Origin of the sequence: Pseudomonas sp. lyk4-R2A-10 (genome assembly GCF_030209075.1) — a bacterium.
In the GTDB taxonomy this organism is placed as follows: Bacteria; Pseudomonadota; Gammaproteobacteria; order Pseudomonadales; family Pseudomonadaceae; genus Aquipseudomonas; species Aquipseudomonas glycinae.
On the sequence record NZ_JARVSR010000010.1, the window covers coordinates 24,047 to 49,462 of the forward strand.

Here is a 25,416-nt window from a genome sequence, read left to right on the forward strand (position 1 = left end):
GCGCGGGCTCGCTCAGCGATCCGTGCGCGGCATCGCCGCAATCGGCTGGATTTGCCGGGATGCCTGCGCCGAGCACCAGCGATTCCGCCCTTGCTGCTTGGCCTGATACAGACAGGTATCGGCTGACTTGAGCAAAGTAGCCGGGGTCACCGCATCGTCCACCGGATAGCGCGTGGTAATCCCCGCACTCGCAGTGACATACCCCAGCGGATGCCCGGCATGTTCAAGCTCCAGCGAGCGAATGGTCTGCAGAATGTCTTCGGCCACCTGAATCGCCCCGGCGCTGTCGGTGTTGGGCAGGAGCACGGTGAATTCCTCGCCGCCGTAGCGCACGGCCAGGTCCGAAGGCCGCTTGACCGCTTTGCGGATGCCGTCGCCGACCGCGATCAGGCAGTCGTCGCCAGCGGCATGGCCGTACTGGTCGTTGTAGCGCTTGAAGTAGTCGACATCGAGCATGATCAATGACAGCGGAGAACCCTGACGCCGGGCCAGGCGAATCTCGTCCGTCAGCGCTGCGTCCAGGCGTCGACGGTTGCCCAGACCGGTGAGGCTGTCGGTCAGCGCCATGTCGCGCATCCTTTTGTGCGCGGAACGGATCTCCCGTTCCATCGCGATTCGCTGGCGCAACTGGCTCAGCACGATGAGCCCGAAACAGGCCAGCACCAGAATCATGAACACCAGCACGAAGCCGTTTTTCAGCAGGTCCTGGCGCCACGGCGCGATGATGGAGTCATGGGACAAACCGGCCTCGACCACCAGCGGGTAAGTGGTCAGTGCGCGATACCCGTAAAGGCGCTCAGTGTCGTCGACCACCGCCCTGATCTGGGCGATGCCCTGGTTGGAGCTGGGCAGGTAGGTCTTGAAAATCTCGCTGTTCGCCAGGCTTTTTCCGACCACCGAGGCAATGAACGGCCGGCGCACGAGGATCGTGCCGTCGCGCATCGCCAGCACCAGCGCGCCTTTGTCGTCGATACGGAAATCACCGTAGTAATCGACGAAATAACTGACCTTGACCGTCCCCAGCAGAACGCCGGCGAACGAGCCGTCGGGGTTATTCAAACGGCGCGAGATCGGAATGATCAGGTCATGGGTGGAACGGCTCTCCACCACCTGACCGATGCGCACGCGCCGGTCTTCATGGGTGCGGTGGTACTGGAAATAATCGCGGTCAGCGTTATTGGCGGTTTCGGGCGTGACCTCCTTGTCGGTCACGATCCAATGGCCGTCCGGGCCGTAGATGAACAGGCCGTGCAGCTGCGGCATGATTTTCGACTGCTGAACGAGCAGCTTGTGAATGCGTGCCACATCCAGGTTCTGCAGCCCATCGCCTTCGACACGCTCGGCCAGCCCGGCGGTCAGCACATCGACCTGGCGAATGGTGTCCTCGGCATGCTGCGCCGTGGCGCGAGCAAGGTTGGTCACCGAATCACGCGCGGAGGCAAAGACCGAACGATAGTCGCGCCACGTCCGCCAGCTCTCGACCGCCAGAAAAGCCACGACCACCATCAGCATGAAACTGACGGTCAGGCGAAAGGTCGAGCCGGCCTTCACGCCCTTGCGGGGCGCGCGCGGTGCTTGATCTGGCGTGGGCGCTTGCGTGTTGCGTCCGGGCATTAACATTTCCCTGGAGGTCGGTCTGAGCGGGTGAGCATTATGACAAGGATAGGCGCGAGGGTCGGGCCGGCTGTGTGAACTGGCTGGCAGTTTGAGTTGATTGTCCGTTTTGGGTTGACGGTGAAACGCTTTTCAGACGATTTATCGCTTTCAGGCGAGTCAGTAATCTGTGCCCATCTTGAACGCAAACGCACTTCCACAACTAAAAAGGGATTCACACATGAGCACTCCAACCTACAACCGCCTGAACAAAGACGACGCCGTGGTTCTGCTGGTCGACCACCAGACCGGTCTGATTTCTCTGGTTCAGGACTTCTCGCCAAACGAGTTCAAGAATAACGTGCTGGCGCTGGCCGATCTGGCCAAATTCTTCGAATTGCCGACCATCCTCACCACTAGCTTCGAACAAGGCCCGAACGGCCCGCTGGTGCCGGAACTCAAGGAAATGTTCCCGGACGCGCCTTACATCGCTCGCCCAGGCCAGATCAACGCCTGGGACAACGAGGACTTCGTCAAGGCGATCAAGGCCACCGGCCGCAAGCAGATCATCATTGCCGGCGTCGTGACCGATGTGTGTGTAGCGTTTCCGACCCTGTCGGCGCTGGCGGAAGGGTTTGACGTGTTCGTGGTGACCGACGCTTCCGGCACCTTCAACACCACCGTGCAGCAAGCCGCGTGGAATCGCATGACCCAGGCCGGCGCACAGATGATGAACTGGTTCTCGGTAGCCTGCGAACTGCACCGCGACTGGCGCAACGACATCGAAGGCCTGGGCAACCTGCTGTCCCAGCGCATTCCGAACTACCGCAACTTGATGAACGGCTATGCCGCACTGACGGCGCATCAGAAATAACCGGATGCCGGATGGACGAAAGCCTGCTTTGAAAAAAGCAGGCTTTCGTCGTTTCTACCGCAAACAGCAGAGCAGGGGACTCATCACCTCAAACCATGACGACAATCTTCCCGACCTGTTGATTGGCCTCAAGAAAACGGTGCGCTTCCTGAATGTCATCCAGGGCAAATGTCCTGGCAATGATCGGTTTCAGCGCACCCGAAGCCAGTCCGTCTCCGATGAAAGCCTTGGCGCGCGCCAGGATGGCCGGGTCGGAGACGATCTCCGTATAGAGGTAACCCTTGAGGGTCAGGCATTTGCCCAGCACGGTGAACAGCGGGAACGGCGTCGGTTCCGGGCTCAGGGCACCGTACTCCAGCAGGATGCCGCCGCGCGCCATGCTTTGGGTCAGCGGTTCGAACGACGGGCCGCCCACCGGATCGAACACCACCCGCGCGCCTTTGCCGTCGGTCAGCGCCATGACGGCTGCAACCATGTCTTCTTCGTCGCTGACGATCACGTGTGCGGCGCCGGCGTTGAGCAAGGCCTGTTTCTTGGCACGGGTGCGGGTGACGGCAATCGAGGTGGCGCCGACCATTTTCGCGATCTGGAAGGCTGCCAGGCCGACGCTGCTGGAGGCAGCGGTGACGATCACGAAATCGTCTTTGTGCAATTTGGCCTGTTCGACCAGCGCACCCCACGCGGTGACGTATTGCATCCAGGATGCTGCCGCTTGTTCAAACGACAGGTTCTGCGGGTGTTTGACGGTGAGGTGGGCGGGCACGTTGGCCAGCTCGCCGTAAGTGCCCCAGCGCGCGATGTCCAGCGGCGGAATCAGGCTGACGGCATCACCGATGTTGAATTCACTGACGTTGGCGCCAACCGCCACCACCACTCCGGCAGCCTCGTAGCCGAGTCGACTGGGAAACTCCGCTTCCTGCAGATAAGCGTGGTTGCGGAACATCACTTCGGCGCGATTCAGGCCAAAGGCTTTGACCTCGATCTGCACTTCGTCCGCCGCAGGTGCCGGGACGTCGACGTTTTCCAGTTTCAGGACGCTCGCGTCACCGTATTCATGAATCCTGACAATGCGTGCCATCTTTACTTCCTCGGTTATCGATGAAATTACACTGGCGTGATCCAGTGCCATGGACGCCAATTTAGGCTTTGGACTGCTTCGGATAAAGGCCTGGGATGACAGCAGCCTGTCAACGCCGCCCAGTCCGCGTACTCACATCAACCCAAACCGCCAACACCAGAATGCTGCCCTTGACGATCATCTGCCAGTAACTGTCGACGTCGAGCATGGACATGCCGTTGTCCAGGCTGGTGATGACCAGGGCGCCGAGGAGGGCGCCATAGACTGTGCCGGAACCGCCACGCATCGAGGTGCCACCGATGAAGCAGGCGGCGATGGCGTCGAGTTCGCCCATGCTGCCGGCCGAGGGGGAGCCGGCGGCCAGGCGCGCGGTGTTGACCACGCCGGCGAGGGCGCACATCACGCCCATGATCCCGAAGATCCAGAGCTTCACGGCCTGCACATTGATACCGGACAGGCGCGTCGCTTCCATGTTGCTGCCCACGGAATAGACGCGTCGGCCGAACACGGTCTGGCTGGTCACATAGCTGAATCCGCCCAGCAGGATCAGCAGGAGCAGGACCGGCACGGGAATGCCGTCATAGCTGTTGAGGGTCTGGACAAAACCGGCCAGTACCGCGCCGATCAACAACACCCGTGCCACGTCACGCGCCAGTGAATGTGCCGCGAGGCCATGAAGGGCGCGATTGCGTCGCTGTTTCCAGGTCAGGAACAACGTCAGTGCGAACAGCAGGACACCCATACCGGCACCGATCGCATGTGGCAGATAACCCTGGCCAATGTAGACGAGTTCCGGCGACACCGGAGCGATGGTGGTGCCGCCGGTGATCCCCAGCAAAATCCCCCGGAAAGCCAGCATGCCCCCCAGCCCCACGATAAATGACGGAATGCGCAGGTAGGCCGCCATGTAGCCGTTGGCGAGGCCGATGAGCAGTCCGCACACCACCACAAGGCTGAGGTTCGCCAGCAGCGGTATGTGATAGACAACATCGAGAATGGCTGCCACGCCACCGAGCAGGCCCAGCAATGAGCCGACCGACAGATCGATCTCGCCGCTGATGATCACCAGCACCATGCCGCAGGCGAGAATCCCGGTAATCGACATCTGGCGCAGCAGGTTGGAGAGGTTGCGCGGTGTCAGGAATCCGCCCTCGGTCTGCCAGCTGAAAAACAGCCAGATCAACGCCACGGCAAACACCAGTGCGAGCATCTTGTAGCGGGTGAAGAGTTGTTTGACCTGATTCATTTACGCGGATTTCCGATCTTTATTGTTATGGCTGTCAGGCTGGCTGAGTGCGGCGGCGAGTACCTGTTCCTGAGTGAGTTCATGGTTGACGAAATCGCCCTGCAACCGGCCTTCGCCGATCACCAGTACGCGGTCGGAAACGCCGAGCACTTCGGCCAGTTCCGAAGACACCATGATGATCGACACACCCTCAGCGGCCAGCATCCCCATCAACTTGTAAATCTCGTACTTGGCGCCGACATCCACCCCTCGGGTCGGCTCGTCAAGGATCAGTACTCTGGGTCTGGTCAGCAGCATCTTCGCCAACACGGCTTTTTGTTGATTGCCCCCGGACAGGCTGGTGATCGGCAGGAACGGGCTCGCAGTCTTGAGGTGCAGGCGCGAAATTTCCCGATCGATGCTGCCCAGTTCGGCTTCGGCGTCGATGCGGGTCAGTTTCGAGAAACTGTCCAGCACGGCCAGGGTGATGTTCTGGCCGACACCCAGGTCGGGAATGATCCCCTGACGCTTGCGGTCCTCGGGCACCAGGCACACGCCGGCGCGGATTGATTTGAGCGGCGTGCGGGTGTCGATGGGGTGGCCGTCCAGCCAGACTTCGCCTTCGTGGCGACCGGGGTAGGCGCCGAACAGCGCGGTCACCAGTTCGGTGCGGCCTGCACCGACCAGCCCGGCGATGCCGAGGATTTCCCCGCGTCTGAGGCTGAACGAAACGTCGTCGACCCGTTTGCGTTTGGGGTTGTCGACGTCGTAGCAGGTGATGTGGCGCGCCTCGAAAATCACCTCGCCGATGTCGTGGGGTTCGGTGGGGTAGAGGCTGCTCATTTCCCGGCCGACCATCTGGGTGATGATCTGTGGAATATCCATGTTTTCCATGGCGGTCGTGGCGATGTGTTGACCGTCGCGGATCACCGAAATGGTGTCACACACGGCGGCCACTTCATCGAGCTTGTGCGAGATGTAAACGCAGGCGACGCCCTTGGCCTTGAGGTCGCGGATGATGTCCAGCAGCACCTCGATTTCCGAACGGGTCAGGGCCGACGAAGGTTCATCGAGGATCAGCAGGCGCGCCTGTTTGTTCAGCGCCTTGGCGATTTCCACCAGTTGCTGATAACCGCCACCGTACTGCGAAACCGGCAGCGAAACGTTCATGTCCGGCACTTTCAGTTCACGCATCAGAGCTTCGGCGCGGTGGATCATCGCCGGGTAATTCATCCGCCCACCCGGCAGCGTCAGCTCATGGCCCATGAAAATGTTTTCGGCCACCGAGAGGTCGGGAACCAGCGTCAGTTCCTGGTGAATGATGACGATACCAGCGGCTTCCGTTTCGCTGATCGATTGCGCTTTGAGCGGCTGACCGTCCCAGAGGATTTCACCGTCCCAGGTGCCATGGGGATAGACCGCAGACAGGATTTTCATCAGCGTGGACTTGCCGGCGCCATTCTCGCCGCACAGCCCGACGCACTCACCCGGCCGGACCTTGAGGTCGATGCCGTTGAGCGCTTTGACACCGCCGAAGGTTTTGACGATGCCGTTCATTTGCAGCAGATAGTCGGACATGGCAAAGACTCACAAGCGGCAGATACGGGACTGAACCCGCAGGAGCAAAACGCCTGCGGGGGCATCACTCAACGAGTGTTTACTGTCCGGCGATCTGCGCCTTGGTATAGAAGCCGTCCTGTTCCAGCAGGTCGATGTTGTCCTTGGTCAACGGAGTCGGGGTGAGCAGGATGGTGTCGACTTTTTTGCTGCCGTTGTCGTATTGCGAGCTGTAGGCGGGTTTCTCGTTGCGCGCCAGTTGCACCGAGAGTTTGGCGGCTTCGGAGGCAATCAGTTTCAGCGGTTTGTACACCGTCATGGTTTGAGTGCCGGCGATGACCCGCTTGACCGCTGCCAGGTCCGCGTCCTGTCCGGAGATCGGTACTTTGCCGGCCAGTTGCTGAGCGGCCAGGGCCTGAATGGCGCCACCGGCCGTGGCGTCGTTGGAGGCGACGATGCCGTCGATTTTGTTGTCGTTGCGGGTCAAGGCGTTTTCCACAATGCTCAGCGCTTCTGTCGGGTTCCATTCCTTCACCCACTGCTGGCCGACGATCTTGATATCGCCCTTGTCGATGGCCGGCTGCAGCACCTTCATCTGACCTTCGCGCAACACTTTCGCGTTGTTGTCGGTGGGCGCGCCACCCAGCAGGAAGTAATTGCCCTTGGGCGCTGCATGCAGCACGCCGCTGGCCTGCATCTCGCCGACCTTTTCGTTATCGAAGGAAATGTAGGCGTCGATATCGGCGTTGAGGATCAGACGGTCATAGGACACGACCTTGATGCCGGCTTTCTTCGCCTCGGCCACGGCATTGGTCAGCACGGTGGCGTTGAACGGCACGATGACGATGACATCGACGCCTCGGGAAATGAGGTTTTCGATTTGCGAAATCTGCTTTTGCTCGTTGGCATCGGCCGACTGTACGAAGACCTTGGCGTCCATTTTTTCCGCTGCGGCAACGAAGTAATCCCGGTCTCGGGACCAGCGTTCCAGTCGCAGGTCATCGATGGAGAAGCCGATTTTCGGGTGGGCAGCATCGGCCATAACCGGTAACGACAATAGCGCCAGGGCGCTGGCCAGCAGCGTGCGTTTTACATTCTTCATGGTGGTGCGTCCTTTTATTTTTGTTTGAAAGACACGGCCTGACGATGAATATCGGGCTGGTGGAACTGTAGAGAATCAGTAGGCGAAACGGACTACAGATTTGTCGCGCAAATGTCACAGCGCCCGCGGTCCCCATTGGCGATCAGCGATAGATAAACCGGTTGACGACGTTTTCGAGCATTTCCTGCCGACCGCTGACGGCCTGTGGGTTCAATTCGTTGGCAAAGGCGTGCTCGGCCAGGGACTGGAGATTGAAGTCGCCTGCCAGCACCGACTGGCCGAAGGGCTGCTGCCAGCCGGCATAGCGTTGGTCCTTGAGCCGTTGCAGCTGATCGTTCTGGACCATGGCGGCGGCCCGCTCGAGCGACAGGGCGAGGACGTCCATGGCACCGACGTGACCGTGGAACAGATCGGTCTCATCGAGGCTCTGGCGGCGCACCTTGGAATCGAAGTTGAACCCGCCATTGCCGAACCCGCCGGCCTTGAGGATTTCATAAGTGACGAGGGTCATTTCCTCGACGCTGTTGGGGAATTGATCGGTGTCCCAGCCGTTTTGCGGGTCGCCCCGGTTGGCGTCGATGCTGCCGAAAATCCCCAGCGAGACGGCCGTCGCCACTTCGTGATGAAAACTATGACCGGCCAGAGTGGCGTGGTTGGCCTCGATGTTGACCTTGATTTCCTTTTCCAGACCGAACTGCTGGAGAAAACCGAACACGGTGGCGCTGTCGTAATCGTACTGGTGCTTGGTCGGTTCCTGCGGTTTGGGCTCGATCAGCAGGTCACCTTTGAAGCCGATCTTGTATTTGTGCTCGACCACCATGCGCATGAAGCGGCCCAGTTGTTCGCGCTCGCGTTTCAAGTCGGTGTTGAGCAGGGTTTCGTAGCCCTCGCGACCGCCCCACAACACATAGTTGGCGCCCTTGAGGCGTTGAGTGGCGTTCATGGCGCTGAAGACCTGGGCGGCAGCGCAGGCGAACACTTCAGGATCCGGGTTGCTGGCGGCACCGGCGGCAAAGCGCGGATTGCTGAAGCAGTTGGCGGTGCCCCACAGCAGCTTGATCCCGCTTTCTTCCTGATGGCGTTCCAGGTGATCGATCATCTGTGCGAAGTGGTTGCGGTACTCCTTCAGCGAATTGCCTTCGGGGGCGACATCCGTGTCATGAAAGCAGTAGTAATCGATACCCAGCTTGGAGAAAAACTCGAACGCGGCCTGCGCCTTGCCGATGGCCAGCTCCATCGGGTCACCGGCGTGTTGCCACGGGCGCTTGAACGTCCCGGAGCCGAACACGTCGGAGCCAGGCCAGACAAAGGTGTGCCAATAACAGGCGGCCATGCGCAGATGTTCGCGCATGGGCTTGCCGAGGATGATTTTGTCGGCGTCGTAATGACGGAAGGCGAGGGGCGAATCGCTGGCAGGACCTTCGTAGCGGATCCGGTCGACATCGGGGAAGTACGGCATTGGCAATGTCCTTGTTGTTCTTGGTTGTTGTTCTTGGGCGTGTCCCGATACTAGCAACGGCCCTGTGCCTGCCGATTGCGAAAATCACCAACACGCAGTGCGATTTTGCGTATTGAGATTCGCCCTCTGCGCGCCTAGTCTGTGCAAACCGCCTCTACGGCAAGGGGCCCGGAACAAGCCTGAAAACAATGAAAACCGTACCGCCTGTTCACCGCATCGCCCTGTTGTTCAACGGGAGCAAGATCTATGACCGCGGCATCATCAGCGGCATCGGCAACTACCTGAGCAGCACGCGCGCGTCCTGGGACCTGTTTCTGGAAGAGGATTTTCTCTGCCGCTTGAAAGGTATCGAGCGTTGGCAAGGTGACGGGATCATCGCCGACTTCGACGATCCGCTGATTGGCGAGGCGCTGGCCGATATCAAGTTGCCCGTGGTAGCGGTGGGTGGTTCTTATCAGGATGAGCGGGCCTATCCCAAAGGCATCCCGTACGTCGCGACCGACAATAACGCGCTGATCACCATGGCTTACGAGCACTTGATCGAGGCCGGGTTGCAACGGTTTGCCTGTTTCAGCCTGCCTGAGGCGCAGGCCAATCGTTGGGCTCAGGAGCGCGAAAAGGCCTTTCTACGATTGATGCAACGGGACGGCTTGCACGGCGAGGTCTATCGCGGCATGGGCACCAGCGCGCCGCTGTGGGACAGCGCCGTCGAACAGTTGATCGCCTGGCTGCAAAGCCTGCCCAAACCCATTGGCATCATTGCGGTCAGTGACGCCCGCGCCCGGCAGTTGCTGCAAGCCTGCCTGACCGCCGGCATCGCCGTTCCGGAGCAGGTGGCGTTGATCGGCATCGACAACGACCCGCTGACCCGCAGCCTGACCCGGGTCCCCCTGAGCTCAGTCATCCAGGGCACTGAAACCATGGGCCGCACCGCCGCGCAACTGCTGCACCAGATGCTGCACGGCAAACCGTCAACGGGCGCGCATGTCCTGATCCCGCCTGAAGCGATCAACGTGCAGGTGTCGAGCCTGCATCAACCCTTGGGCAACCCCTACGTGATGCAGGCGCTGCTGTTCATCCGCCAATATGCCTGTCAGGGCATCAAGACCGCGCAAGTGGCGGCCTATGTCGGTGTGTCGCGCTCCTCCCTGGAATCGCACTTTCGCGCGGTGCGTGGTTGCAGCGTGCATGACGAGATTCTGCGTTTCAAACTGGCGGCGGCCACTCGCGGGCTGGAAAAAACCGACACGCCGATTGCGGACGTTGCCCGCACGTGCGGTTTCAAATCCGCGCAGTACCTGCACACGGTGTTCCGTCGAGAGTTCGGGTGTACCCCCCGGGAATATCAGCAGGGCGCCAGATAGACGGCCATTCAAAAGCGATCCAGTCGATAGGGCTCGCTCGACGGGAGAATACGCGCCGTGTCCTGCGCCGACGGCAATACCATCCCCCCAACCATCTCCGCCGTCACCGCCGCCTGCGTCAGCCCCAGATGTTGATGCCCGAACGCAAGCAATACTTTGCCGTCACACACCCGATCGATCACCGGCAACGAATCCGGCAGCGATGGCCGAAACCCCATCCACGGTGTGGCTGCTTCGACACTCAACTCATCACGAAACAACCCCTGGCTCAACCGATGCAACTGCCAGGCGCGGGCCATGGTCGGTGGGGCTTCTAGGCCGGCGAATTCCACGGTGCCGGCCAGGCGCAGGCCTTCGGACATTGGGGTCATGATGAATTTGCGTTCCAGCGAGGTGACGGGGAAGGGCAGTCGGTTGTGTTCGTGAGGCAGCATCAGGTGATAGCCGCGCTCGGTGTCCAGCGGGACTTTTTTGCCAGTCAGTGCAGCGGTGAGTTTTGCCGAGTGGGCGCCACAGGCGATCAGTACCTGGCGAGCGGACAGGGCGCCGGTTCCGGTCATCAGATTGACGCCATGCTCGTGCAGTTGCCCGCCCTGAACGGCCTGTTTCACAAACTGCACGCCGCTGGCTTTCGCCGCCTCGACCAACTCACAAACGACGCGGTAGGGATCGATGAAATGCCCGGTGTTCGGGAAAAACAGTCCGCCCTGAATCTGTTCGCTGAGTTGCGGCGCGGTCTCGCGTACCTCCCCGGCTTGCCACCAATCTACCGGCACTTGTTGCTGTTGCATGCGTCGCTGCAATGCTTCAAGGGCCGGGCGTGAGTCGGGTCGTTCGAACACCAGCAGCGAACCTTCCATCTTCAACAGCTCGGGGCGCTGAATGTCATTCAGCAAGCGGTGCCAGGCATCCAGCGAGCTTTCATTCAGCGCGCGCAACCCGGCAACGGTGCGCTGGAACGGTGCCGAGCGCAGGTTCAGCAACAGCCGTGCGAACCAGGGCAGGGCGCGGGGCAGGTATTTCCAGTCCAGACGCAGCGGGCCCATCGGGTCCATGAGCATGGCCGGCAGGCGTTTGAGGATCGAGCTGTCGGCAATCGGAAACACCTGCTCGGTCGCCAGGTGTCCGGCGTTGCCGAACGAGGCGCCGTGGCCCGGTTCCTGCGGGTCGATCACCACCACCCGCAAACCCTGACGGGCCAGGCGCAGGGCACTCGCGACACCGATGATGCCGGCGCCGACCACGGCGATGTCGTACGGGTTATTCGGCATTTTTCGCGGTTTCCCTTTGGCCATCGAGCAAGCGACGCAGCGACAGTGGATTGGCGTGTTTGAGCGCGGACGGCAGCAGGCGGTCGGGGAAATCCTGATAGCAGACCGGGCGCAGGAAACGCAGGATCGCCGCGGTGCCCACCGAGGTGGTGCGCGAATCGGAGGTCGCCGGGAACGGCCCGCCATGCACCATCGCATCGCAGACTTCAACGCCGGTCGGCCAGCCGTTGACCAGCAGGCGTCCTGCCTTGCGCTCCAGGGTCGGCAGCAAGGCGCGGGCCTGTTCCAGGTCCTCGTCATCCAGGTGCAGCGTGGCGGTCAGTTGGCCTTCCAGCTGTTCGAGCACCTGACGGATTTCAGCGTCGCTGGCGCATTGCACGATCAAGGAGGCGGCGCCGAAGGCTTCGGCCTGCAACGAATGATCGGCGAGGAAGTCGGCGGCGTCGGTGACGAACACATGAGCCTGGCCCTGATTCGGATCCGACGCGCGCTGGCCGACGGCGGCAATACGCGCCCGGGTATTTTCCGCGAGGGCATTCACGCTGGATTCGTAGGCGTTGAAAATTCCCGGCGTGAGCATGGTCTGCGCGGGACTGCGCTGGATCAGTTCGCTGGCTGCGCCAATGAAAGCGTCCAGCGCCGGCCCCTTGCGAGCGATGACCAGACCGGGATTGGTGCAGAACTGACCGGCGCCCAATGTCAGCGAAGCCACAAAACCCTGGGCCAATGCCTCGGCGCGATTTTGCAGAGCTGCCGGAAACAGCAACACCGGATTGATCGAACTCATTTCCGCATACACCGGAATCGGCTCGGGCCGGGCTTGAGCCGCTTTGATCAGCGCGAGACCACCACTGCGCGAACCGGTGAAGCCGACAGCCTTGATCCGGGGATCGCTGGCCAGCGCAATCCCGACTTCACGGCCCAAGCCATAGAGCAACGAGAACACACCTTCCGGCAAACCACAGGCCTTGACCGCTCGCGCAATAGCGCGGCCGACCAGTTCGCTGGTGCCGGGATGGGCGCCGTGGGCCTTGACGATCACCGGGCAGCCGGCGGCCAGCGCCGACGCGGTATCGCCACCGGCCACCGAGAACGCCAGTGGAAAGTTGCTCGCGCCAAACACCGCCACCGGGCCCAGTGGAATCTGGCGCTGACGCAGATCCGAACGCGGCATTGGCTGGCGTTGCGGCTGCGCGGTGTCGACTCGCACATCCAGCCATTCACCGGCCCGCACGGTGTGGGCAAACAAGCGCAGTTGCTGACAGGTGCGGCCCCGTTCTCCCAGCAGGCGCGGGCGCGGCAGGCCGGTTTCGGCCAAGGCGCGGTCGATCAGTTCGTCGCCGAGGGCTTCGATTTCGCCCGCGATGGTTTCAATGAATTCGGCTCGTGCCTCGAGCGATGTCTCGCGATAACGGTCGAGCGCCGTCCAGGCCAGTGCGCAGGCCTGCTCGACATGCTCGGCAGAACCACCGGCGTAGGCCGGCTCCAAACGCAGGTTGGTGGCGGGATTGATCCCTTGGATGACGTCGCGGTCGCCGGTGAGGGTTTGCTGACCGATCAGCAGTTGGCCCGTCAGGGTCATGGCGCATTCCTTATCAATAAAACAGGTCACGAATAAGGCCCGCCGCCGTGGGTGGCGGCGGGCTGGAGCGCAGCGGCAGGTCAGGCGAAGTTCTGTTCCGCCGACCAGTTTTCGTACCAGTGACGGAACAGCGTGTACTGGGCTTCCGCGTAACGGCGTTGCGAGTCGCTCAAGGCATCGGTTTCGTTGAAATGCAGGGTGTATTCCTTGTCGCCGTTGAGCACCATCAGGTGTTTGTAATACAGCACCAGATCCGTGCCTTCGTCGAAGGACGACAGCACCGCCAGCGCCGATTCCAGTTCGCGGGCCTGGCGCCGGGCCTTGGCGTCACCCTTGGCGGCCTGCTTGCTCAGGGCCACCAGTTGCAGCACTTCGCGGGGCAGGGCGTTGCCGATTCCGGTGATGGCGCCGGTGGCGTTGCAGTTGACGAAGCCGTGCACCACTTGGGTGTCGACACCGACCATCAAGGTCACGTCATCATCCTTGGAGGTGATGTTTTCAGCGGCGTAGCGCAGGTCGGCGCCACCGCCGAATTCCTTGAAGCCGATCAGGTTCGGGTATTCACGGCGCAGTTCGAAGAACAGGTCGGCGCGGGTGGCGAAGCCGTAGTAGGGGCTGTTGTAGATCACCGCCGGCAGGTTCGGCGCGGCTTGCAGAATCGCCGCGAAGTGGGCTTTTTGCGCCGCCGCCGACGCGCCACGGGACAGCACTCGAGGAATCACCATCAACCCCTGCGCGCCGACCTTCGCCGCATGGGCCGCGTGGGACACCGCTTCACGGGTGTTGACCGCGCCAGTGCCGACGATGGTCGGAATCCCGGCGGCCACCAGCCGCGCCACGCCTTCCTGACGCTCGGCTTCGGTGAGAAGCGGCCAGTCGCCCATGGAGCCGCAGTACACGACGGCGCTCATGCCGATGTCGATCAGCTCGCGACCCTTGGCCACCAGCGCATCGAAGTCCGGTTTGCGCGCGGCGGTGCACGGGGTCATCAGGGCGGGCATGCAGCCGGTGAAGATGTTGTCGCTCATTATTGTTCTCCTTGGAACGGTCTTTCAGAGGGGGTTGAAAAAACAGCGCAGCGGCTCAGATGCCCCACGCGAACGGATCGGTTTCGTCGATCAGCAGCGTGCTGTCGGCGGTCATGTGGGCGCGGCCGGTGATGTACGGGCGGATGCGTTCGCCTTCCCATTCAAAGCGGCCTTCAAACTGGCTGCCGGTGATGCTCGCCTGCACCCAGCGCTCGCCGGGCGCGAGTTTTTCGTCGGCGGCCAGGCACGCCAGTTTGGCGCTGGTGCCGGTGCCGCAAGGGGAGCGGTCGTAGGCTTTGCCGGGGCACATGACGAAGTTGCGGCTGTCGGCTTCGGCGTCATCGGCGAACAGTTCGATATGGTCGATGAGCGCGCCGTCCTCGCCATGGATGCCTTGCTCTTCGAGGGCCTTGAGCATTTTCCAGGTGAGGTCGGTCAGGGTTTCGACGTTGTCCATCGTCAGGGTCTGGCCGTGTTCGGAGACCAGGAAAAACCAGTTGCCGCCGTAGGCCACGTCGCCGAGGAAACGACCGTATCCCGGCACTTCCACCGCCACCTGCTTACGAAATCGATAAGCCGGCACGTTGCCCAGAGTCACGGCACCGTCTTCATGCAACGTTGCGCTGACCGGGCCGACCGGGGTGTCGATCTTGTGCACCCCCGGCGCGATCAGCCCCAGGTGCTGCAGCGATGCGACCAGACCGATGGTGCCGTGGCCGCACATGCCGAGGTAACCGGCGTTGTTGAAGAAGATCACCCCGCAGGTGGCGTCCGGCGACACCGGCTCGCAATACAGCGCGCCCACCAGCACATCGTTGCCACGCGGTTCCAGCAGGCAGGCGCGGCGCCATTGGTCATGCTGGTTGCGCAGGGCATCGCGCTTCTCGGCCATGGTGTGGCCGGGCAGATCGGGAAAACCTTTCATCACCAGACGCGTGGGCTCGCCGCCGGTGTGGGAATCAATGACGTGTACTCGTTTCATGGACAGGTCCCGTTAAGTGATTTCAGTAAGCGCCGGCGGCGCGAGGATTGGCGGTGGAGGCGGGGGACGGCGAAGCGACTTCGCTTTCATCCTCTTCGGATTCCAGGCGCAGCAGGTGTGCCGGTACGCCGGTAGCGGCGCCCCAGTAATAAATGCCCATTGCACAGGCTGCGACGACCAGGGTGTCGAATGGATGGATGAGGATGCCCAGGCCGCCGAAGGTGCCGAGTTTCGACAGGACGATGGTCACCGCGTAGAAGGCGATCAGCCACGCTGACGAGCGCACTTGCCGGGACAGGCTGAGGTGAGAGGTCGGCACGAAGCGGCCGCAAAGCAGGTAGACGACGAACATCAGGATTTGCAGGCCGAGCAGCCAGGACACGGTGTTCCAGCCCGACCAGTAAACGATCAGCGCTGCGATGATGAACGACACCGGCCCCAGCACGCCCATGCACTTGACCCGGAACGGGCGCGGCATGTCGGGGGCATTGCGACGCAGCGCGGCGACGGTCACTGGAGCGACGGCGTAGCTCAGTACCAGCGCGGCGGACACCACGTTGATCAACGCTTCCCACGATGGGAACGGCAGGGTCCAGAACACCGACAGGGCGAAGGTCAGCCACAGTGCCGGACGCGGGATGCCGGACTTCGCGTCGATGTGGGTGAAGACCTTGAAGAAGGTGCCGGTCTGCGCCCAGCCGTAGATCACTCGAGGCGTAGCGTTCATGTAGATGTTGCCGCAGCCGCTGGGGGAGATTACCGCGTCGGCGACCACCAGATACGCCAGCCAGCCCACGCCCAGCGTCAGGGCGATGTCGCGGTACGGCAGGGCGAATTCCTTGGAAACCCCGGCCCAGCCATTGGCGAGCAGTTCGGTCGGGATGCCGCCGAGGAAGGCGGTTTGCAGCAACACGTAGATCGCAGTGGAAAGCAGCACCGACAGGATCAGCGCAATCGGGATGGTGCGTTGCGGGTTCTTCACTTCGCTGGCCACCGAGATGATCGGGGTCAGGCCGAGGTAGGCGAAGATCACGCCGCCGGCAGAGACGGCCATCTCGATGCCCGAGAGTCCGAAAGGGGCGAAGCCTTGGATCTGAAAGTTTTCCGGTTTGAAGAAGGTGAACAGCACGCCGATCACCAGCAGCGGCACGATGAATTTGAAAACGCTGACCAGATTGTTGGCCTTGGCGAAGGTCTTCACGCTGCGGTAGTTGAGCAGGAAGAACACGCACAGCAGGCCGAACTGCACCAGCCAGCCGAGCAGGGTCGGATCACCGCTGCCGGCCTTGGTCAGGCTCGGAAACCAGGCCGCCGCGTATTGGCGAGAGGCAACCACCTCAATCGCCACCAGACTGGAAAACGCGATCAGCGTGATGAAACCCATCAAGTAACCGAGCAGCGGCCCGTGGCTGTAAACCGGGTAACGCACCACGCCGCCGGCCCTTGGCAATGCCGCGCCCAGCTCGCAGTAGACGATGCCCAGCAGCAACACGGCGAACCCGCCCAGCAACCAGGAAAAAATCCCCGCCGGCCCGGCTATCGCCGACACGTGACTGGCCGCGAACAACCAGCCGGAACCGAAGATCGCCCCCAGTCCGATAAAGGTGAGGTCGATCAATGAAAGTTGTTTTTTGAACTTGCCTTGGCCTGACATGGCATCGCCTTCTTGTGAGTTATTGGATAGGCAGGTGTGAGTCACTGGAACGGCTAAACAGTGAACTCATCGGGCGTCGGGCGATTGATGTTTTGCGCAGCTGCGGATGACGAAATCGGCACAGTTGCGAAGAAAGACGGCGGCGCTCGACACGCCGCAAACGTTGCTGCAATCTGCACGCGAACGCCTCAGGGCGGGCACGTTTTCAGGCCGATCCACTCACCGGGGAAGACCTTCACATGCAGAACGCGTTTGCGATCCTGTGCCAGGGCGATGAGCGCCATCGGCCGCATACCCTCGACGCACTGCTGGCCGGCGTGGCACCGCTGTTGCCGATGCTGGACGTGATTCCGAACGCGGCGATCTTCATCAAGGATGTGCAGGCGCGGTACGTCCTGGCCAATCGCACGCTGGTGCAACGCTGCGGCCTGAAAGACTTGAAACCGCTGCTCGGGAAAACCAGTGCGCAGGTATTTCCGGCGCAACTGGGACCGGGTTATACCGAGCAGGATCGGCGGGTGCTGGAAGAGGGATTGGTGCTGGAGGATCAGCTGGAACTGCACCTGTACGGCAGTCGCGAACCGGGTTGGTGCCTGACGCACAAGCGTCCGCTGTACAACCGTGACGGCGAGATCATCGGCCTCGCGGGGATTTCGGTGGATCTGCAATCAGCCGCCGAAACACATCCAGCATTCCAGAGACTGGCGGCGGTCGATGAACACATCCGCGCGCATTTCAATCGGCGGGTGACATTGAGCGAATTGACCCGAATCGCCGGTATCTCGGTGGCGCAACTGGAACGCTATTGCAAACGGGTGTTCCACCTGACGCCGAGGCAGATGATCCAGAAGGTGCGGCTGGATCATGCCCACCGCTTGTTGCTCACCGAGCTGCCGATCACCGAGGTGGCGCTGCAATGCGGCTACACCGATCACAGCGCATTCACTCGGCAGTTCAAGGCATCGACCGGGTTCACCCCGCGCCAGTACCGGCAGGCGACGGAACGTTGAGTCGGTATCGGTCCGTCACGACTAGACTCATAGGGGCATTCCCCCCATCACATGACAGGCCTTGCGGCAGAGGAAACGCGATGAGCGCAAAGCGGCTGTGCCAATGCTCGTCATGGATCCTGCCGAGCCTGATTGCCGTCAGTCTGGTGCTGACCGCCGGCTGCTCCAGTCGGGCGGCCAAGAACCGGTATCCCGCGTCCGGGGTCGGCGACAGTTGTTATGCCAAGGCGCTGCCAACGGTAGGCGAAGGCGGGCTGGCCTGGGGTTCATCCTTGAACATCGCCCGACAGAAATCCCTGAACAACTGCATTCGTTATGCCGGCCGCTCCGGTGGCACACCCGACACTTGCCAGGTGGTGCTGGCCAAGTGCAAGAACTGAGCGGCCGGCCTACTCGTCACGTCAGCAGGTACACCGGAAAGCATTCGCACAGGTGCATCACTCGACGGCGGATGTTTTCCACCCGCGCGGTGTTGTCCGGTTGCTCCAGCAGGTCGGCGATCAGGTTGGCCACTTCGGCGCATTCGGCCTCACCGAAACCGCGAGTGGTCAGTGCCGGCGTGCCGATGCGGATGCCGCTGGTGATCGCCGGTTTCTGCGGGTCATCGGGGATCGCGTTCTTGTTCAGCGTGATGTGAGCGCTTTCCAGCAGGGCTTCGGCGTCCTTGCCGGTGATGTTCATCGCGCGCAGGTCGAGCAGGAACATGTGGCAGTCGGTGCCGCCGGACACCACGCGCAATCCGCGTCGGGTCAGCACGTCGGCCATGGTCCGGGCGTTGTTGATCACCCGTTGCTGGTAATGCTTGAACTCGTCGCCCAGAGCTTCGTTGAACGCCACAGCCTTGGCGGCGATCACGTGCATCAGCGGGCCGCCCTGATAAACCGGGAAGATCGTCTTGTCGAGCACGGCAGCGTATTCGGCCTTGGCCAGAATCAGGCCGCCGCGCGGGCCGCGCAGGGTCTTGTGCGTGGTCGAGGTGATGAAGTCGGCGATGCCCACCGGCGAAGGGTACACGCCCGCCGCGATGAGACCGGCGTAGTGGGCCATGTCGACCATCAGGTAAGCGCCGATTTCATCGCAGATTTTGCGAAAGCGCGGGAAGTCGATGACGCGCGAATAGGCTGAAGCGCCGGCGATGATCATCTTCGGCCGGTGTTCGCGGGCCAGGTCTTCCATCTGATCGTAGTCGAGGGTTTCGCTGTCCTTCTCCAGCCCATAGGTGAAGGCCTGGAAAAACTTCCCGGAGAAATTCACCGAGGCACCGTGGGTCAGGTGCCCGCCGTGGGCCAAGGACATGCCCAGTATCCTGTCGCCGGGCTCAAGCACCGCCAGGAACACCGCCTGATTGGCCTGTGAACCAGAGTGCGGCTGGACGTTGACGTACTCGCAACCGAACAGTTTGCGGGCGCGTTCGATGGCCAGGTTCTCGATCTCGTCGACGACCTTGCAGCCGCCGTAATAGCGCCGGCCCGGATAGCCTTCGGCGTACTTGTTGGTGAGCAGCGAGCCCTGGGCCTGGAGCACTTCTTCACTGACGTAGTTTTCCGAGGCGATCAGTTCCAGGTGAGTTTCCTGGCGATTGCGTTCGCGGTCGATCAGGCGGGCAATGGCGGGGTCGAAATTTTGCAGGCTCATGCGGTGATTCCTTGTGCAAGCGTTTCGGTCAGCGTGGTCGGCACGTGATGAGGGAACACACGTGACGGGCTCGCGGCCTTGTCGGAGAGAAAAATGGAGGTGTCTTTCAAGCCGCTGCCGGTGATCAGGATCACGGCGGTTTGCGCGGTGTCGGGGTGTTGTTCGGCGTACTTCAGCAGGCCGGCGAAGGCACTGGCGGCGCCGGCTTCGGGAAACACGCCGGTGCTGGCGGCAAGCTTCGATGCGGCGGCGACGATGCTCGCGTCGCTGACACACATGAATTCGCCCTCGCTGGCGGTCACCGCGCGCATGGCTTTGAGCCGGTCGCGGGGCAGCGCCACGTTGATGCTGCTGGCCAGGCTGGTGGGGGCGATGCGTTCAGTCTGCTGCATCGGTCGGTCACTGCGCCAGGCCCGGTACATGAAGTTGCTGTGCTCGGCCTGCACGCCGATCAGGCGCGGGATGCGCTCGATCCAGCCCAGTTGCAGCAGGTCGAAGAAACCCTTGTAGACCGAGCCCAGAATGCAGCCATTGCCGACGGGCACGAACACCAGATCCGGCACCTGCCAGTGCAGTTGTTCGCAGATCTCGAAGGCGACGGTTTTCTTGCCTTCGCTCATGTACGAATTGATGCCGGTGGTGCGGTTGTACCAGCCGTATCGTTCACAGGCGTTGAGGCATTGCTCGAAGGCTTCGTCGTACTGACCGTCGACCAGCACGATCTCGGCGCCGTAGCCCTGCATCTGCGCGCGCTTTTCACGGGGTGCGCTTCGGGGCAGGTAGATCACGTTGTGCAGGCCCAGACTGGCACTCATTCCGGCCAGTGCCGAAGCCGCGTTGCCGGTGCTGGCCACCGCCACGGTGCGCGCACCGGACTGCATGGCGTGAGCCACGGCCAACGCGCTGGCGCGATCCTTCAGCGACCCGGTGGGCTGGCGCGATTCATCCTTGATCAAGACCTTGATCCGCGAGCCTTTGCCGAGCAGATCGGTCGGTGCGTACAGCGGCGTATTGCCCACCAGTAGCGGCGGAATGAACTGCGTCGAGCTCAACGGCATCAGTCGGTCATAGCGCCACATGCCACGGGCCTGGTGGTGGGCCAGGCTTTCTTTGGGCCATTCACGTCTGAGCGTCGGGTAATCGTAAAGCGCGTCAAGGGCACCATCGACTTTGCAATGAGGGCAGAAATAACTGACCTCGTGCGGCTGGTAGCTGCGGTCGCACACCAGACACTGCAACACATACTCTCTGTACGAATTCTTCATGGCCATCCCCTGGAAGTACGCTGTGCGGGTGCATTCCCTGCCAACGCCGGTCCGAAAAAACGGACCGGCGGGCACTGCTGACAGACGGTGTTTCAGACCACCATGATGGCGTCGATGGCGACCAGGGTATTGCGCGCCAGGGCGCTGGCGCCGGCAGTGGTGCGGGCCGGATACGGCGGGGTGAAGTACTCCTCCATGACCCGGTTCAGGGTCGGGAACTCGCTCAGGTCAGTGATGAACGCCGTCACCTTGACCACGTTCGCCAGGCTGCCACCGGCGGCCTCGGCCATTTGCGCCAGATTGTCGAGGGTCTGGCGCAACTGGCCTTCGAAATCCTTGGCCAACACTTCGTTGTTCAGCGCCGACACGGGTGTCTGGGCCGACAGGTAGATGGTCTGCCCGTGACTGACCTTGATCCCCTGGGAATAGGTGCCCAGCGGCAGAGGCGCCTTGTCGGTGAAAATCACGTTTTCTTCGCCCAGGAATGGCTTGGCGGCGGACTGGATTTGAGCGTTGGTTTGCATGGTGACGATCCTTGTTGGGTGGGTGGTGGGTTAGTGCAAATCGGCAACCTGTTTCACGGCCAGACGGGCAAATGCCTCGTCGCGGCAGCGAGCCGGGGAAAAGTGCTGGTAATTGAGTTGCAGCGCCGCCAGATCCTTCGGCATGGCAACACCCAGCGCGGCGTGGGCGCACAGCCGGGCGATGGCCGGCGCGGCCTGAATGCCGTAGCCACCGAGAGCGGCCAGCCAGATGAAGCTTTCCTCTTCGGGATCCTGGCCAAGCACCGGCGAGCGGTCGGCGACAAACGTGCGCAGGCCGGCCCATTTATTGATGATCGAGCGTGGGCGCAGGCGTGTGGTGTTCTGCAGGCGATCCATGGTGATCGCCAGATCCAGTTCTTCCGGCAACGCATCGCAGGGCAGCGAAGGGCTTTCGTCGCAGGGAGAAACGATCAGCCGACCGGCCTCGGGCTTGATGAAAATGTCTTCGTCGACCGTGCCCAGATACGGCGTGTGGTGCACGTCGCACTGCGGATCGACTGCCAGCACGGTGCGCCGCAACGGTCGCACGCCGACCTTGGGCACGCCGCAGCGCTCGGCCAGTTCATCGGCCCAGGCGCCGGCCGCGTTGACCACGATGGCGGCTTGCAGTTGCTGGCCGTCAGCAGTATGCAAGGTCCAGTGCCCGGCGCGCCGTTCGCCGCGCAGCACTTCGCTCTCGCGTTTGACCACGCCGCCCCGGGCACGCAGGCCGCCGAGGTAGGCGCCGTGGATTCCGTGCACATCCAGATCGAAAGCGCTGGGTTCATAGATCCCGGCGCTCCAGGCGCCTTCGGCAAGGTAGGGCACCAGTTCCAGCACCTGCTTGGCATCGAGGAACTTCGCGCTTGGCACTTGCGCCAATACCGCATTGAACCGCGCCGCCAGTTTGTCCACCCGCGCGGCCTGCGCCACGATCAAGGCACCCCGAGGTGCCCACAGCGGATGCTCGGCCAGACCTTCCGGCGGGTTCTCGAAGAAGCGTCGGGACGCGCAGGTCAGCGAGCGGATCTGCTGGTTGCCGTAGCTTTCCATCGAGATCGCCGCCGAACGGCCAGTGGTGTGATAGGCCAGTTGCTGTTCCTGTTCGAGCAGGCAGACGCTGCCGTGAGCGGCCAGCTCATAAGCGGCCGAGACACCGGCGATGCCGCCGCCCACCACAATGAAATCGTAACGGGCGGTCATGGACGGCTGCCCTCGGCAATGGCGGCGGCTTTGCTTTCCCGGGTCCAGGTCAGCACGAAGTGAGCGACAAGGCCGAAGATCAAGCCCCAGAACGCGGCGGCCAGGCCGAGGAAGCTCATGCCGGAAGCCGTTACCAGGAAGGTGATCAGGGCGGCTTCGCGCTGTTTCTCGTCAGCCATGGCACCGGTCAGGCCGGCACTGATTGCGCCGAACAGGGCGAGGCCGGCGAGGGAGGCGATCAGTTCTTTGGGCAGGGCGGAAAACACCGACGCCAGGGTCGCGCCGAAGGTGCCCATCAGGATGTAGAAGACTCCGCAGGCAATCCCGGCAATGTAGCGTTTGTCGCGGTCTTCGTGGGCTTCGCGGCCGGTGCAGATCGCGGCGGTGATGGCCGCCAGGTTGAAGCCGTGGGAGGCGAACGGCGCCATCAGGACCGAACCGATTGCAGTGACCGAAATGATCGAGCGGGCCGGGGTGTTGTAGCCCGAGGTGCGCAACACCGCCATGCCCGGCACGTATTGGCCGGTCAGGGTCACCAGCGCCAGCGGCAGGCCGATGTTGATGATCGCGTGCCAGCTCCATTCAGGGGCGATGAATACCGGTTGGGCCACGGCGATGGTGATCGAGCCGCTGTTGAGAGTGCCGAACGAGGCGGCGACGGCGCAGCCGACAATCAGCACCGACAGAATGGCGTAGCGCGGCGAGACGCGTTTGAAGATCAGGTACGCCGCAATCATCGACAGCACCAGCTCTGGCTGCAGCTTGATCGAGGTGAACAGCTCGGCGCCGAAGCGAAACAGAATGCCCGCGAGCATGGCGGCGGCGATGGCTTTGGGCAGCCGGCTCATCAATTTGTCGAAGGCGCCGGACAGGCCCACGATGGCGATGATCAGCGAGGCCACTATATAAGCGCCGATGGCCTGGGGCAGGGTGACGGTCGGCAGCATCGACACCAGCAACGCCGCACCTGGGGTCGACCACGCCGTGATCACCGGGATCCGCAGGCGCCAGCTCAACAACAGACCGGTAATTCCGCTGCCAATGGAAATGGCCCAGATCCACGATGACACCACGTCATTCGGAAGGTGTGCTTCCTTGGCGGCCTGGAACACGATGATGAGCGGGCCGGCATAGGAAATGATCACGGCAATGAAGCCCGCAATGACGGCTGAGAGGGATAGGTCCTTTCTGATTGTGTCCATGATGTCTCGGCTTGGCGCGGCGGAGTCGCGCAGTGGTCAGGAGAATTGAGTCGATTGATTCGATTCGAGATGAGTGTATTTGAATGGATTGAGTTGATTCAATAGTCCGCCGGGTTGTTACGAGATGTTTTTTTGCTATCAGTTCCTGTTTTTCCGCTATTGCCAGATTAAGTATTTGATTAATAAGCCGATAAATTATTTCGCAAATATTTCAAGGCCACGACGCGTATCGATTCAATCGTGGCATCAATCGACTCAATTGATCGATTGGGTTGATTTATTAGTTGCCTAACCTCCGTGTGATATGCTCGGATATTCATCATTTCTACGATGGGCAGTGATCATTCATGTGGGTTCCCCAGCTAAGCGAGTTCAACCAGCCGATGTATTTGTCGATTGCCGATGCGTTGGCGCGCGATATCAGCAATGGCGTGTTGAACGAAGGCGATCGCCTGCCGACCCTGCGGGAGCTGGCCACCACTCTGAATGTCACGCCGGGCACGATCAGCCGGGCCTACAGCGAAGCCCATCGGCGGCGTCTGGTGCAGGGCGAGGTGGGGCGCGGGACGTATGTGCTGAGCCAGAGCCAACTGGAGCTGCCGGCGAGCAACAGCGCCGCGCCGCTGAATCTGGGGCAGTCGGAGCTGCTTGATCTGTCGATCATCAAGCCCTACAGCGAGACGCTGGAGTACTGGCTGCGCGGCGCGCTGGTGGGCATGGCCAAAAGCACGGATTTCGCCCGGGCCCTTGATTACGCCCCGGACGGCGGTCACCCGGCCCATCGCGAGGCGGGTGCGCAGTGGCTGCGTCATTCCTTGCCCGACGCGCAATGGCAGCAAGTGGTAATCACCGCCGGCGCCCAGCATGGCCTGATGGTCGCGATGAGCGCCCTGACCAATGCCGGCGACCTGGTGCTCTGCGAAGAGCTTTGTTACCCCGGCATCATTTCCCTGGCCCATGGCCTCGAGCGCCGTCTGCGTGGCGTGGCCATGGACGACGAAGGGATCATTCCCGAAGCGTTGCGCGAGCTGTGTCTGCGGGAGAAACCGGCGATGCTGGTGTGCGTGGCAACCTGTCAGAACCCGACGGCGTCGATCATGTCGCAAAAGCGCCGGGCGCAGATTGCGGCGCTGGCCGAAGAGTTCGACTTCATCATTCTCGACGATGACATCTACGGTTTTCTGGCCACCGATCCGTCGATCAAACCGCTGTCGGCGTTTGCGCCGGACCGTTCGGTGTACCTCACCAGCTTGTCCAAATCGGTCATGCCGGCGTTGCGCGTCGGCTATCTCTACAGTCCGCCGAAACTGCTGTCGCGCCTGACCTCGATGGTGCGCAGCAGCGTGTGGATGCCGTCGCCGCTGACCGCGCAACTGGCCAGCAATGTGATCACCGAAGGCCTGGACAAGAAACTGATCCGCATCCAGCGCAACGAGGCCGCCGGCCGTCAGGCGATCGCCCAGGAAATCTTCGCCGGCTTCGAACTCAAGACCCAACCGTACTCGTACCACGTCTGGCTGACGCTGCCCGAACCCTGGACCGCCGACGAATTCACCATGCTCGCCCGGGCCAACGGTGTGCTGGTGCTCAGCGGCACGCAGTTCCAGGCGGAGCGCTCAGGGATCACCCGGTGCGTGCGGCTGGTGCTGATGTCGCCGACCAGCCAGGAAGAACTGCGCTTCGCCCTGACCAAACTGGCGAGCCTCATCGACTCGGATCCACGGCGGTATTACTGAGTCCTCGCGGGCAAAACCCAAATCCCCATGTGCTCCGTTCGTCCCTTCATACGTCGCAGTTCTCACTGCCCG

Annotated in this window: 21 protein-coding genes; 5 read left to right on the forward strand and 16 right to left on the reverse strand. The window is 62.0% G+C overall.

The features are described from left to right. Positions 1–12: 12 nt before the first annotated feature. Positions 13–1,614, reverse strand: a complete 1,602-nt coding sequence (locus QRN46_RS13470; protein WP_221614926.1) for a sensor domain-containing diguanylate cyclase — start codon at positions 1,612–1,614, stop codon at positions 13–15. Positions 1,615–1,834: 220 nt separating this feature from the next. Here QRN46_RS13470 and ycaC point away from each other — a divergent pair, with 220 nt between their 5' ends. Next, positions 1,835–2,467 carry an isochorismate family cysteine hydrolase YcaC gene (gene ycaC / locus QRN46_RS13475; RefSeq protein ID WP_007958138.1) on the forward strand — a complete coding sequence of 211 codons (633 nt, stop codon included), beginning with the start codon at positions 1,835–1,837 and terminating at the stop codon, positions 2,465–2,467. Positions 2,468–2,555: 88 nt separating this feature from the next. Here the strand turns inward: ycaC and QRN46_RS13480 are convergent, their stop codons facing one another. The 5 genes from QRN46_RS13480 to xylA form a co-directional block, all read right to left on the reverse strand. Next, positions 2,556–3,545 carry a zinc-dependent alcohol dehydrogenase family protein gene (locus tag QRN46_RS13480; RefSeq protein WP_221614925.1) on the reverse strand — a complete coding sequence of 330 codons (990 nt, stop codon included), beginning with the start codon at positions 3,543–3,545 and terminating at the stop codon, positions 2,556–2,558. 109 nt (positions 3,546–3,654) lie between these two features. Beyond that, complete coding sequence (locus tag QRN46_RS13485; protein ID WP_201820156.1) at positions 3,655–4,791, reverse strand: sugar ABC transporter permease; 1,137 nt, start codon at positions 4,789–4,791, stop codon at positions 3,655–3,657. Then, on the reverse strand, positions 4,792–6,348 hold the full coding sequence (gene xylG, locus QRN46_RS13490) for a D-xylose ABC transporter ATP-binding protein (protein ID WP_011333727.1): 1,557 nt from the start codon (positions 6,346–6,348) through the stop codon (positions 4,792–4,794). Between the two features lie 79 nt (positions 6,349–6,427). Then, on the reverse strand, positions 6,428–7,429 hold the full coding sequence (gene xylF, locus QRN46_RS13495; protein ID WP_169429994.1) for a D-xylose ABC transporter substrate-binding protein: 1,002 nt from the start codon (positions 7,427–7,429) through the stop codon (positions 6,428–6,430). A gap of 142 nt (positions 7,430–7,571) precedes the next feature. Then, positions 7,572–8,888, reverse strand: coding sequence for a xylose isomerase (gene xylA / locus QRN46_RS13500; RefSeq protein ID WP_285355187.1), 1,317 nt, complete (start codon positions 8,886–8,888; stop codon positions 7,572–7,574). Between the two features lie 188 nt (positions 8,889–9,076). Between xylA and QRN46_RS13505 the strand changes: the two genes are divergently transcribed. Further along, a complete protein-coding gene (locus QRN46_RS13505) occupies positions 9,077–10,252 on the forward strand; it encodes a XylR family transcriptional regulator (protein WP_285355189.1) in 1,176 nt (391 codons plus the stop codon). 8 nt (positions 10,253–10,260) lie between these two features. On the opposite strand, the gene QRN46_RS13510 is transcribed toward QRN46_RS13505, so the two are convergent. The 5 genes from QRN46_RS13510 to QRN46_RS13530 all read right to left on the reverse strand — a co-directional run bounded on the left by QRN46_RS13510 (position 10,261) and on the right by QRN46_RS13530 (position 16,769). Beyond that, positions 10,261–11,523 carry an NAD(P)/FAD-dependent oxidoreductase gene (locus tag QRN46_RS13510; protein ID WP_201820147.1) on the reverse strand — a complete coding sequence of 421 codons (1,263 nt, stop codon included), beginning with the start codon at positions 11,521–11,523 and terminating at the stop codon, positions 10,261–10,263. After that, positions 11,513–13,105 (reverse strand): aldehyde dehydrogenase (NADP(+)), encoded by a 1,593-nt coding sequence (locus tag QRN46_RS13515; RefSeq protein ID WP_201820144.1) that lies wholly within the window; start codon positions 13,103–13,105, stop codon positions 11,513–11,515. The genes QRN46_RS13510 and QRN46_RS13515 overlap by 11 nt, the downstream gene beginning before the upstream one ends. Before the next feature lie 80 nt (positions 13,106–13,185). Next, the gene (locus QRN46_RS13520) at positions 13,186–14,133 is read right to left on the reverse strand and encodes a dihydrodipicolinate synthase family protein (RefSeq protein ID WP_064595748.1); all 948 of its coding nucleotides are present in this window, start codon (positions 14,131–14,133) and stop codon (positions 13,186–13,188) included. Between the two features lie 55 nt (positions 14,134–14,188). After that, the gene (locus QRN46_RS13525) at positions 14,189–15,115 is read right to left on the reverse strand and encodes a 4-hydroxyproline epimerase (RefSeq protein ID WP_011333734.1); all 927 of its coding nucleotides are present in this window, start codon (positions 15,113–15,115) and stop codon (positions 14,189–14,191) included. A 22-nt stretch (positions 15,116–15,137) separates the two neighbouring features. Further along, entirely contained in the window at positions 15,138–16,769 is a 1,632-nt protein-coding gene (locus tag QRN46_RS13530; protein WP_201820141.1) for an APC family permease, read from the reverse strand. 239 nt (positions 16,770–17,008) lie between these two features. Here QRN46_RS13530 and QRN46_RS13535 point away from each other — a divergent pair, with 239 nt between their 5' ends. After that, positions 17,009–17,779 carry an AraC family transcriptional regulator gene (locus QRN46_RS13535; RefSeq protein ID WP_011333736.1) on the forward strand — a complete coding sequence of 257 codons (771 nt, stop codon included), beginning with the start codon at positions 17,009–17,011 and terminating at the stop codon, positions 17,777–17,779. A gap of 80 nt (positions 17,780–17,859) precedes the next feature. Then, on the forward strand, positions 17,860–18,159 hold the full coding sequence (locus QRN46_RS13540; protein WP_221614920.1) for a hypothetical protein: 300 nt from the start codon (positions 17,860–17,862) through the stop codon (positions 18,157–18,159). Between the two features lie 16 nt (positions 18,160–18,175). Here QRN46_RS13540 and glyA read toward each other — a convergent pair whose 3' ends face one another. The 5 genes from glyA to QRN46_RS13565 all read right to left on the reverse strand — a co-directional run bounded on the left by glyA (position 18,176) and on the right by QRN46_RS13565 (position 23,608). After that, positions 18,176–19,414, reverse strand: coding sequence for a serine hydroxymethyltransferase (gene glyA, locus QRN46_RS13545; RefSeq protein WP_011333738.1), 1,239 nt, complete (start codon positions 19,412–19,414; stop codon positions 18,176–18,178). Continuing rightward, positions 19,411–20,679, reverse strand: coding sequence for a threonine synthase (locus QRN46_RS13550; protein ID WP_285355198.1), 1,269 nt, complete (start codon positions 20,677–20,679; stop codon positions 19,411–19,413). Before QRN46_RS13550 ends, glyA begins: the two co-directional genes overlap by 4 nt. A gap of 92 nt (positions 20,680–20,771) precedes the next feature. Then, positions 20,772–21,203: a Rid family detoxifying hydrolase gene (locus QRN46_RS13555; RefSeq protein WP_007958112.1), complete on the reverse strand. Its 432-nt coding sequence runs from the start codon at positions 21,201–21,203 to the stop codon at positions 20,772–20,774. Positions 21,204–21,233: 30 nt separating this feature from the next. Further along, positions 21,234–22,406 (reverse strand): NAD(P)/FAD-dependent oxidoreductase, encoded by a 1,173-nt coding sequence (locus QRN46_RS13560; RefSeq protein WP_011333740.1) that lies wholly within the window; start codon positions 22,404–22,406, stop codon positions 21,234–21,236. Beyond that, entirely contained in the window at positions 22,403–23,608 is a 1,206-nt protein-coding gene (locus QRN46_RS13565; RefSeq protein ID WP_011333741.1) for a benzoate/H(+) symporter BenE family transporter, read from the reverse strand. The genes QRN46_RS13560 and QRN46_RS13565 overlap by 4 nt, the downstream gene beginning before the upstream one ends. Before the next feature lie 347 nt (positions 23,609–23,955). Between QRN46_RS13565 and QRN46_RS13570 the strand changes: the two genes are divergently transcribed. Beyond that, a complete protein-coding gene (locus QRN46_RS13570) occupies positions 23,956–25,344 on the forward strand; it encodes an aminotransferase-like domain-containing protein (RefSeq protein ID WP_201820138.1) in 1,389 nt (462 codons plus the stop codon). Positions 25,345–25,416: the final 72 nt, after the last annotated feature.

Excerpts from the sequence above, each read along its gene's own strand:
- QRN46_RS13470 (WP_221614926.1), bottom strand. The coding sequence starts at position 1,614 with ATGCCCGGACGCAACACGCAAGCGCCCACGCCAGATCAAGCACCGCGC.
- ycaC (WP_007958138.1), top strand. The coding sequence starts at position 1,835 with ATGAGCACTCCAACCTACAACCGCCTGAACAAAGACGACGCCGTGGTT.
- QRN46_RS13480 (WP_221614925.1), bottom strand. The coding sequence starts at position 3,545 with ATGGCACGCATTGTCAGGATTCATGAATACGGTGACGCGAGCGTCCTG.
- QRN46_RS13485 (WP_201820156.1), bottom strand. The coding sequence starts at position 4,791 with ATGAATCAGGTCAAACAACTCTTCACCCGCTACAAGATGCTCGCACTG.
- xylG (WP_011333727.1), bottom strand. The coding sequence starts at position 6,348 with ATGTCCGACTATCTGCTGCAAATGAACGGCATCGTCAAAACCTTCGGC.
- xylF (WP_169429994.1), bottom strand. The coding sequence starts at position 7,429 with ATGAAGAATGTAAAACGCACGCTGCTGGCCAGCGCCCTGGCGCTATTG.
- xylA (WP_285355187.1), bottom strand. The coding sequence starts at position 8,888 with ATGCCGTACTTCCCCGATGTCGACCGGATCCGCTACGAAGGTCCTGCC.
- QRN46_RS13505 (WP_285355189.1), top strand. The coding sequence starts at position 9,077 with ATGAAAACCGTACCGCCTGTTCACCGCATCGCCCTGTTGTTCAACGGG.
- QRN46_RS13510 (WP_201820147.1), bottom strand. The coding sequence starts at position 11,523 with ATGCCGAATAACCCGTACGACATCGCCGTGGTCGGCGCCGGCATCATC.
- QRN46_RS13515 (WP_201820144.1), bottom strand. The coding sequence starts at position 13,105 with ATGACCCTGACGGGCCAACTGCTGATCGGTCAGCAAACCCTCACCGGC.
- QRN46_RS13520 (WP_064595748.1), bottom strand. The coding sequence starts at position 14,133 with ATGAGCGACAACATCTTCACCGGCTGCATGCCCGCCCTGATGACCCCG.
- QRN46_RS13525 (WP_011333734.1), bottom strand. The coding sequence starts at position 15,115 with ATGAAACGAGTACACGTCATTGATTCCCACACCGGCGGCGAGCCCACG.
- QRN46_RS13530 (WP_201820141.1), bottom strand. The coding sequence starts at position 16,769 with ATGTCAGGCCAAGGCAAGTTCAAAAAACAACTTTCATTGATCGACCTC.
- QRN46_RS13535 (WP_011333736.1), top strand. The coding sequence starts at position 17,009 with ATGCAGAACGCGTTTGCGATCCTGTGCCAGGGCGATGAGCGCCATCGG.
- QRN46_RS13540 (WP_221614920.1), top strand. The coding sequence starts at position 17,860 with ATGAGCGCAAAGCGGCTGTGCCAATGCTCGTCATGGATCCTGCCGAGC.
- glyA (WP_011333738.1), bottom strand. The coding sequence starts at position 19,414 with ATGAGCCTGCAAAATTTCGACCCCGCCATTGCCCGCCTGATCGACCGC.
- QRN46_RS13550 (WP_285355198.1), bottom strand. The coding sequence starts at position 20,679 with ATGAAGAATTCGTACAGAGAGTATGTGTTGCAGTGTCTGGTGTGCGAC.
- QRN46_RS13555 (WP_007958112.1), bottom strand. The coding sequence starts at position 21,203 with ATGCAAACCAACGCTCAAATCCAGTCCGCCGCCAAGCCATTCCTGGGC.
- QRN46_RS13560 (WP_011333740.1), bottom strand. The coding sequence starts at position 22,406 with ATGACCGCCCGTTACGATTTCATTGTGGTGGGCGGCGGCATCGCCGGT.
- QRN46_RS13565 (WP_011333741.1), bottom strand. The coding sequence starts at position 23,608 with ATGGACACAATCAGAAAGGACCTATCCCTCTCAGCCGTCATTGCGGGC.
- QRN46_RS13570 (WP_201820138.1), top strand. The coding sequence starts at position 23,956 with ATGTGGGTTCCCCAGCTAAGCGAGTTCAACCAGCCGATGTATTTGTCG.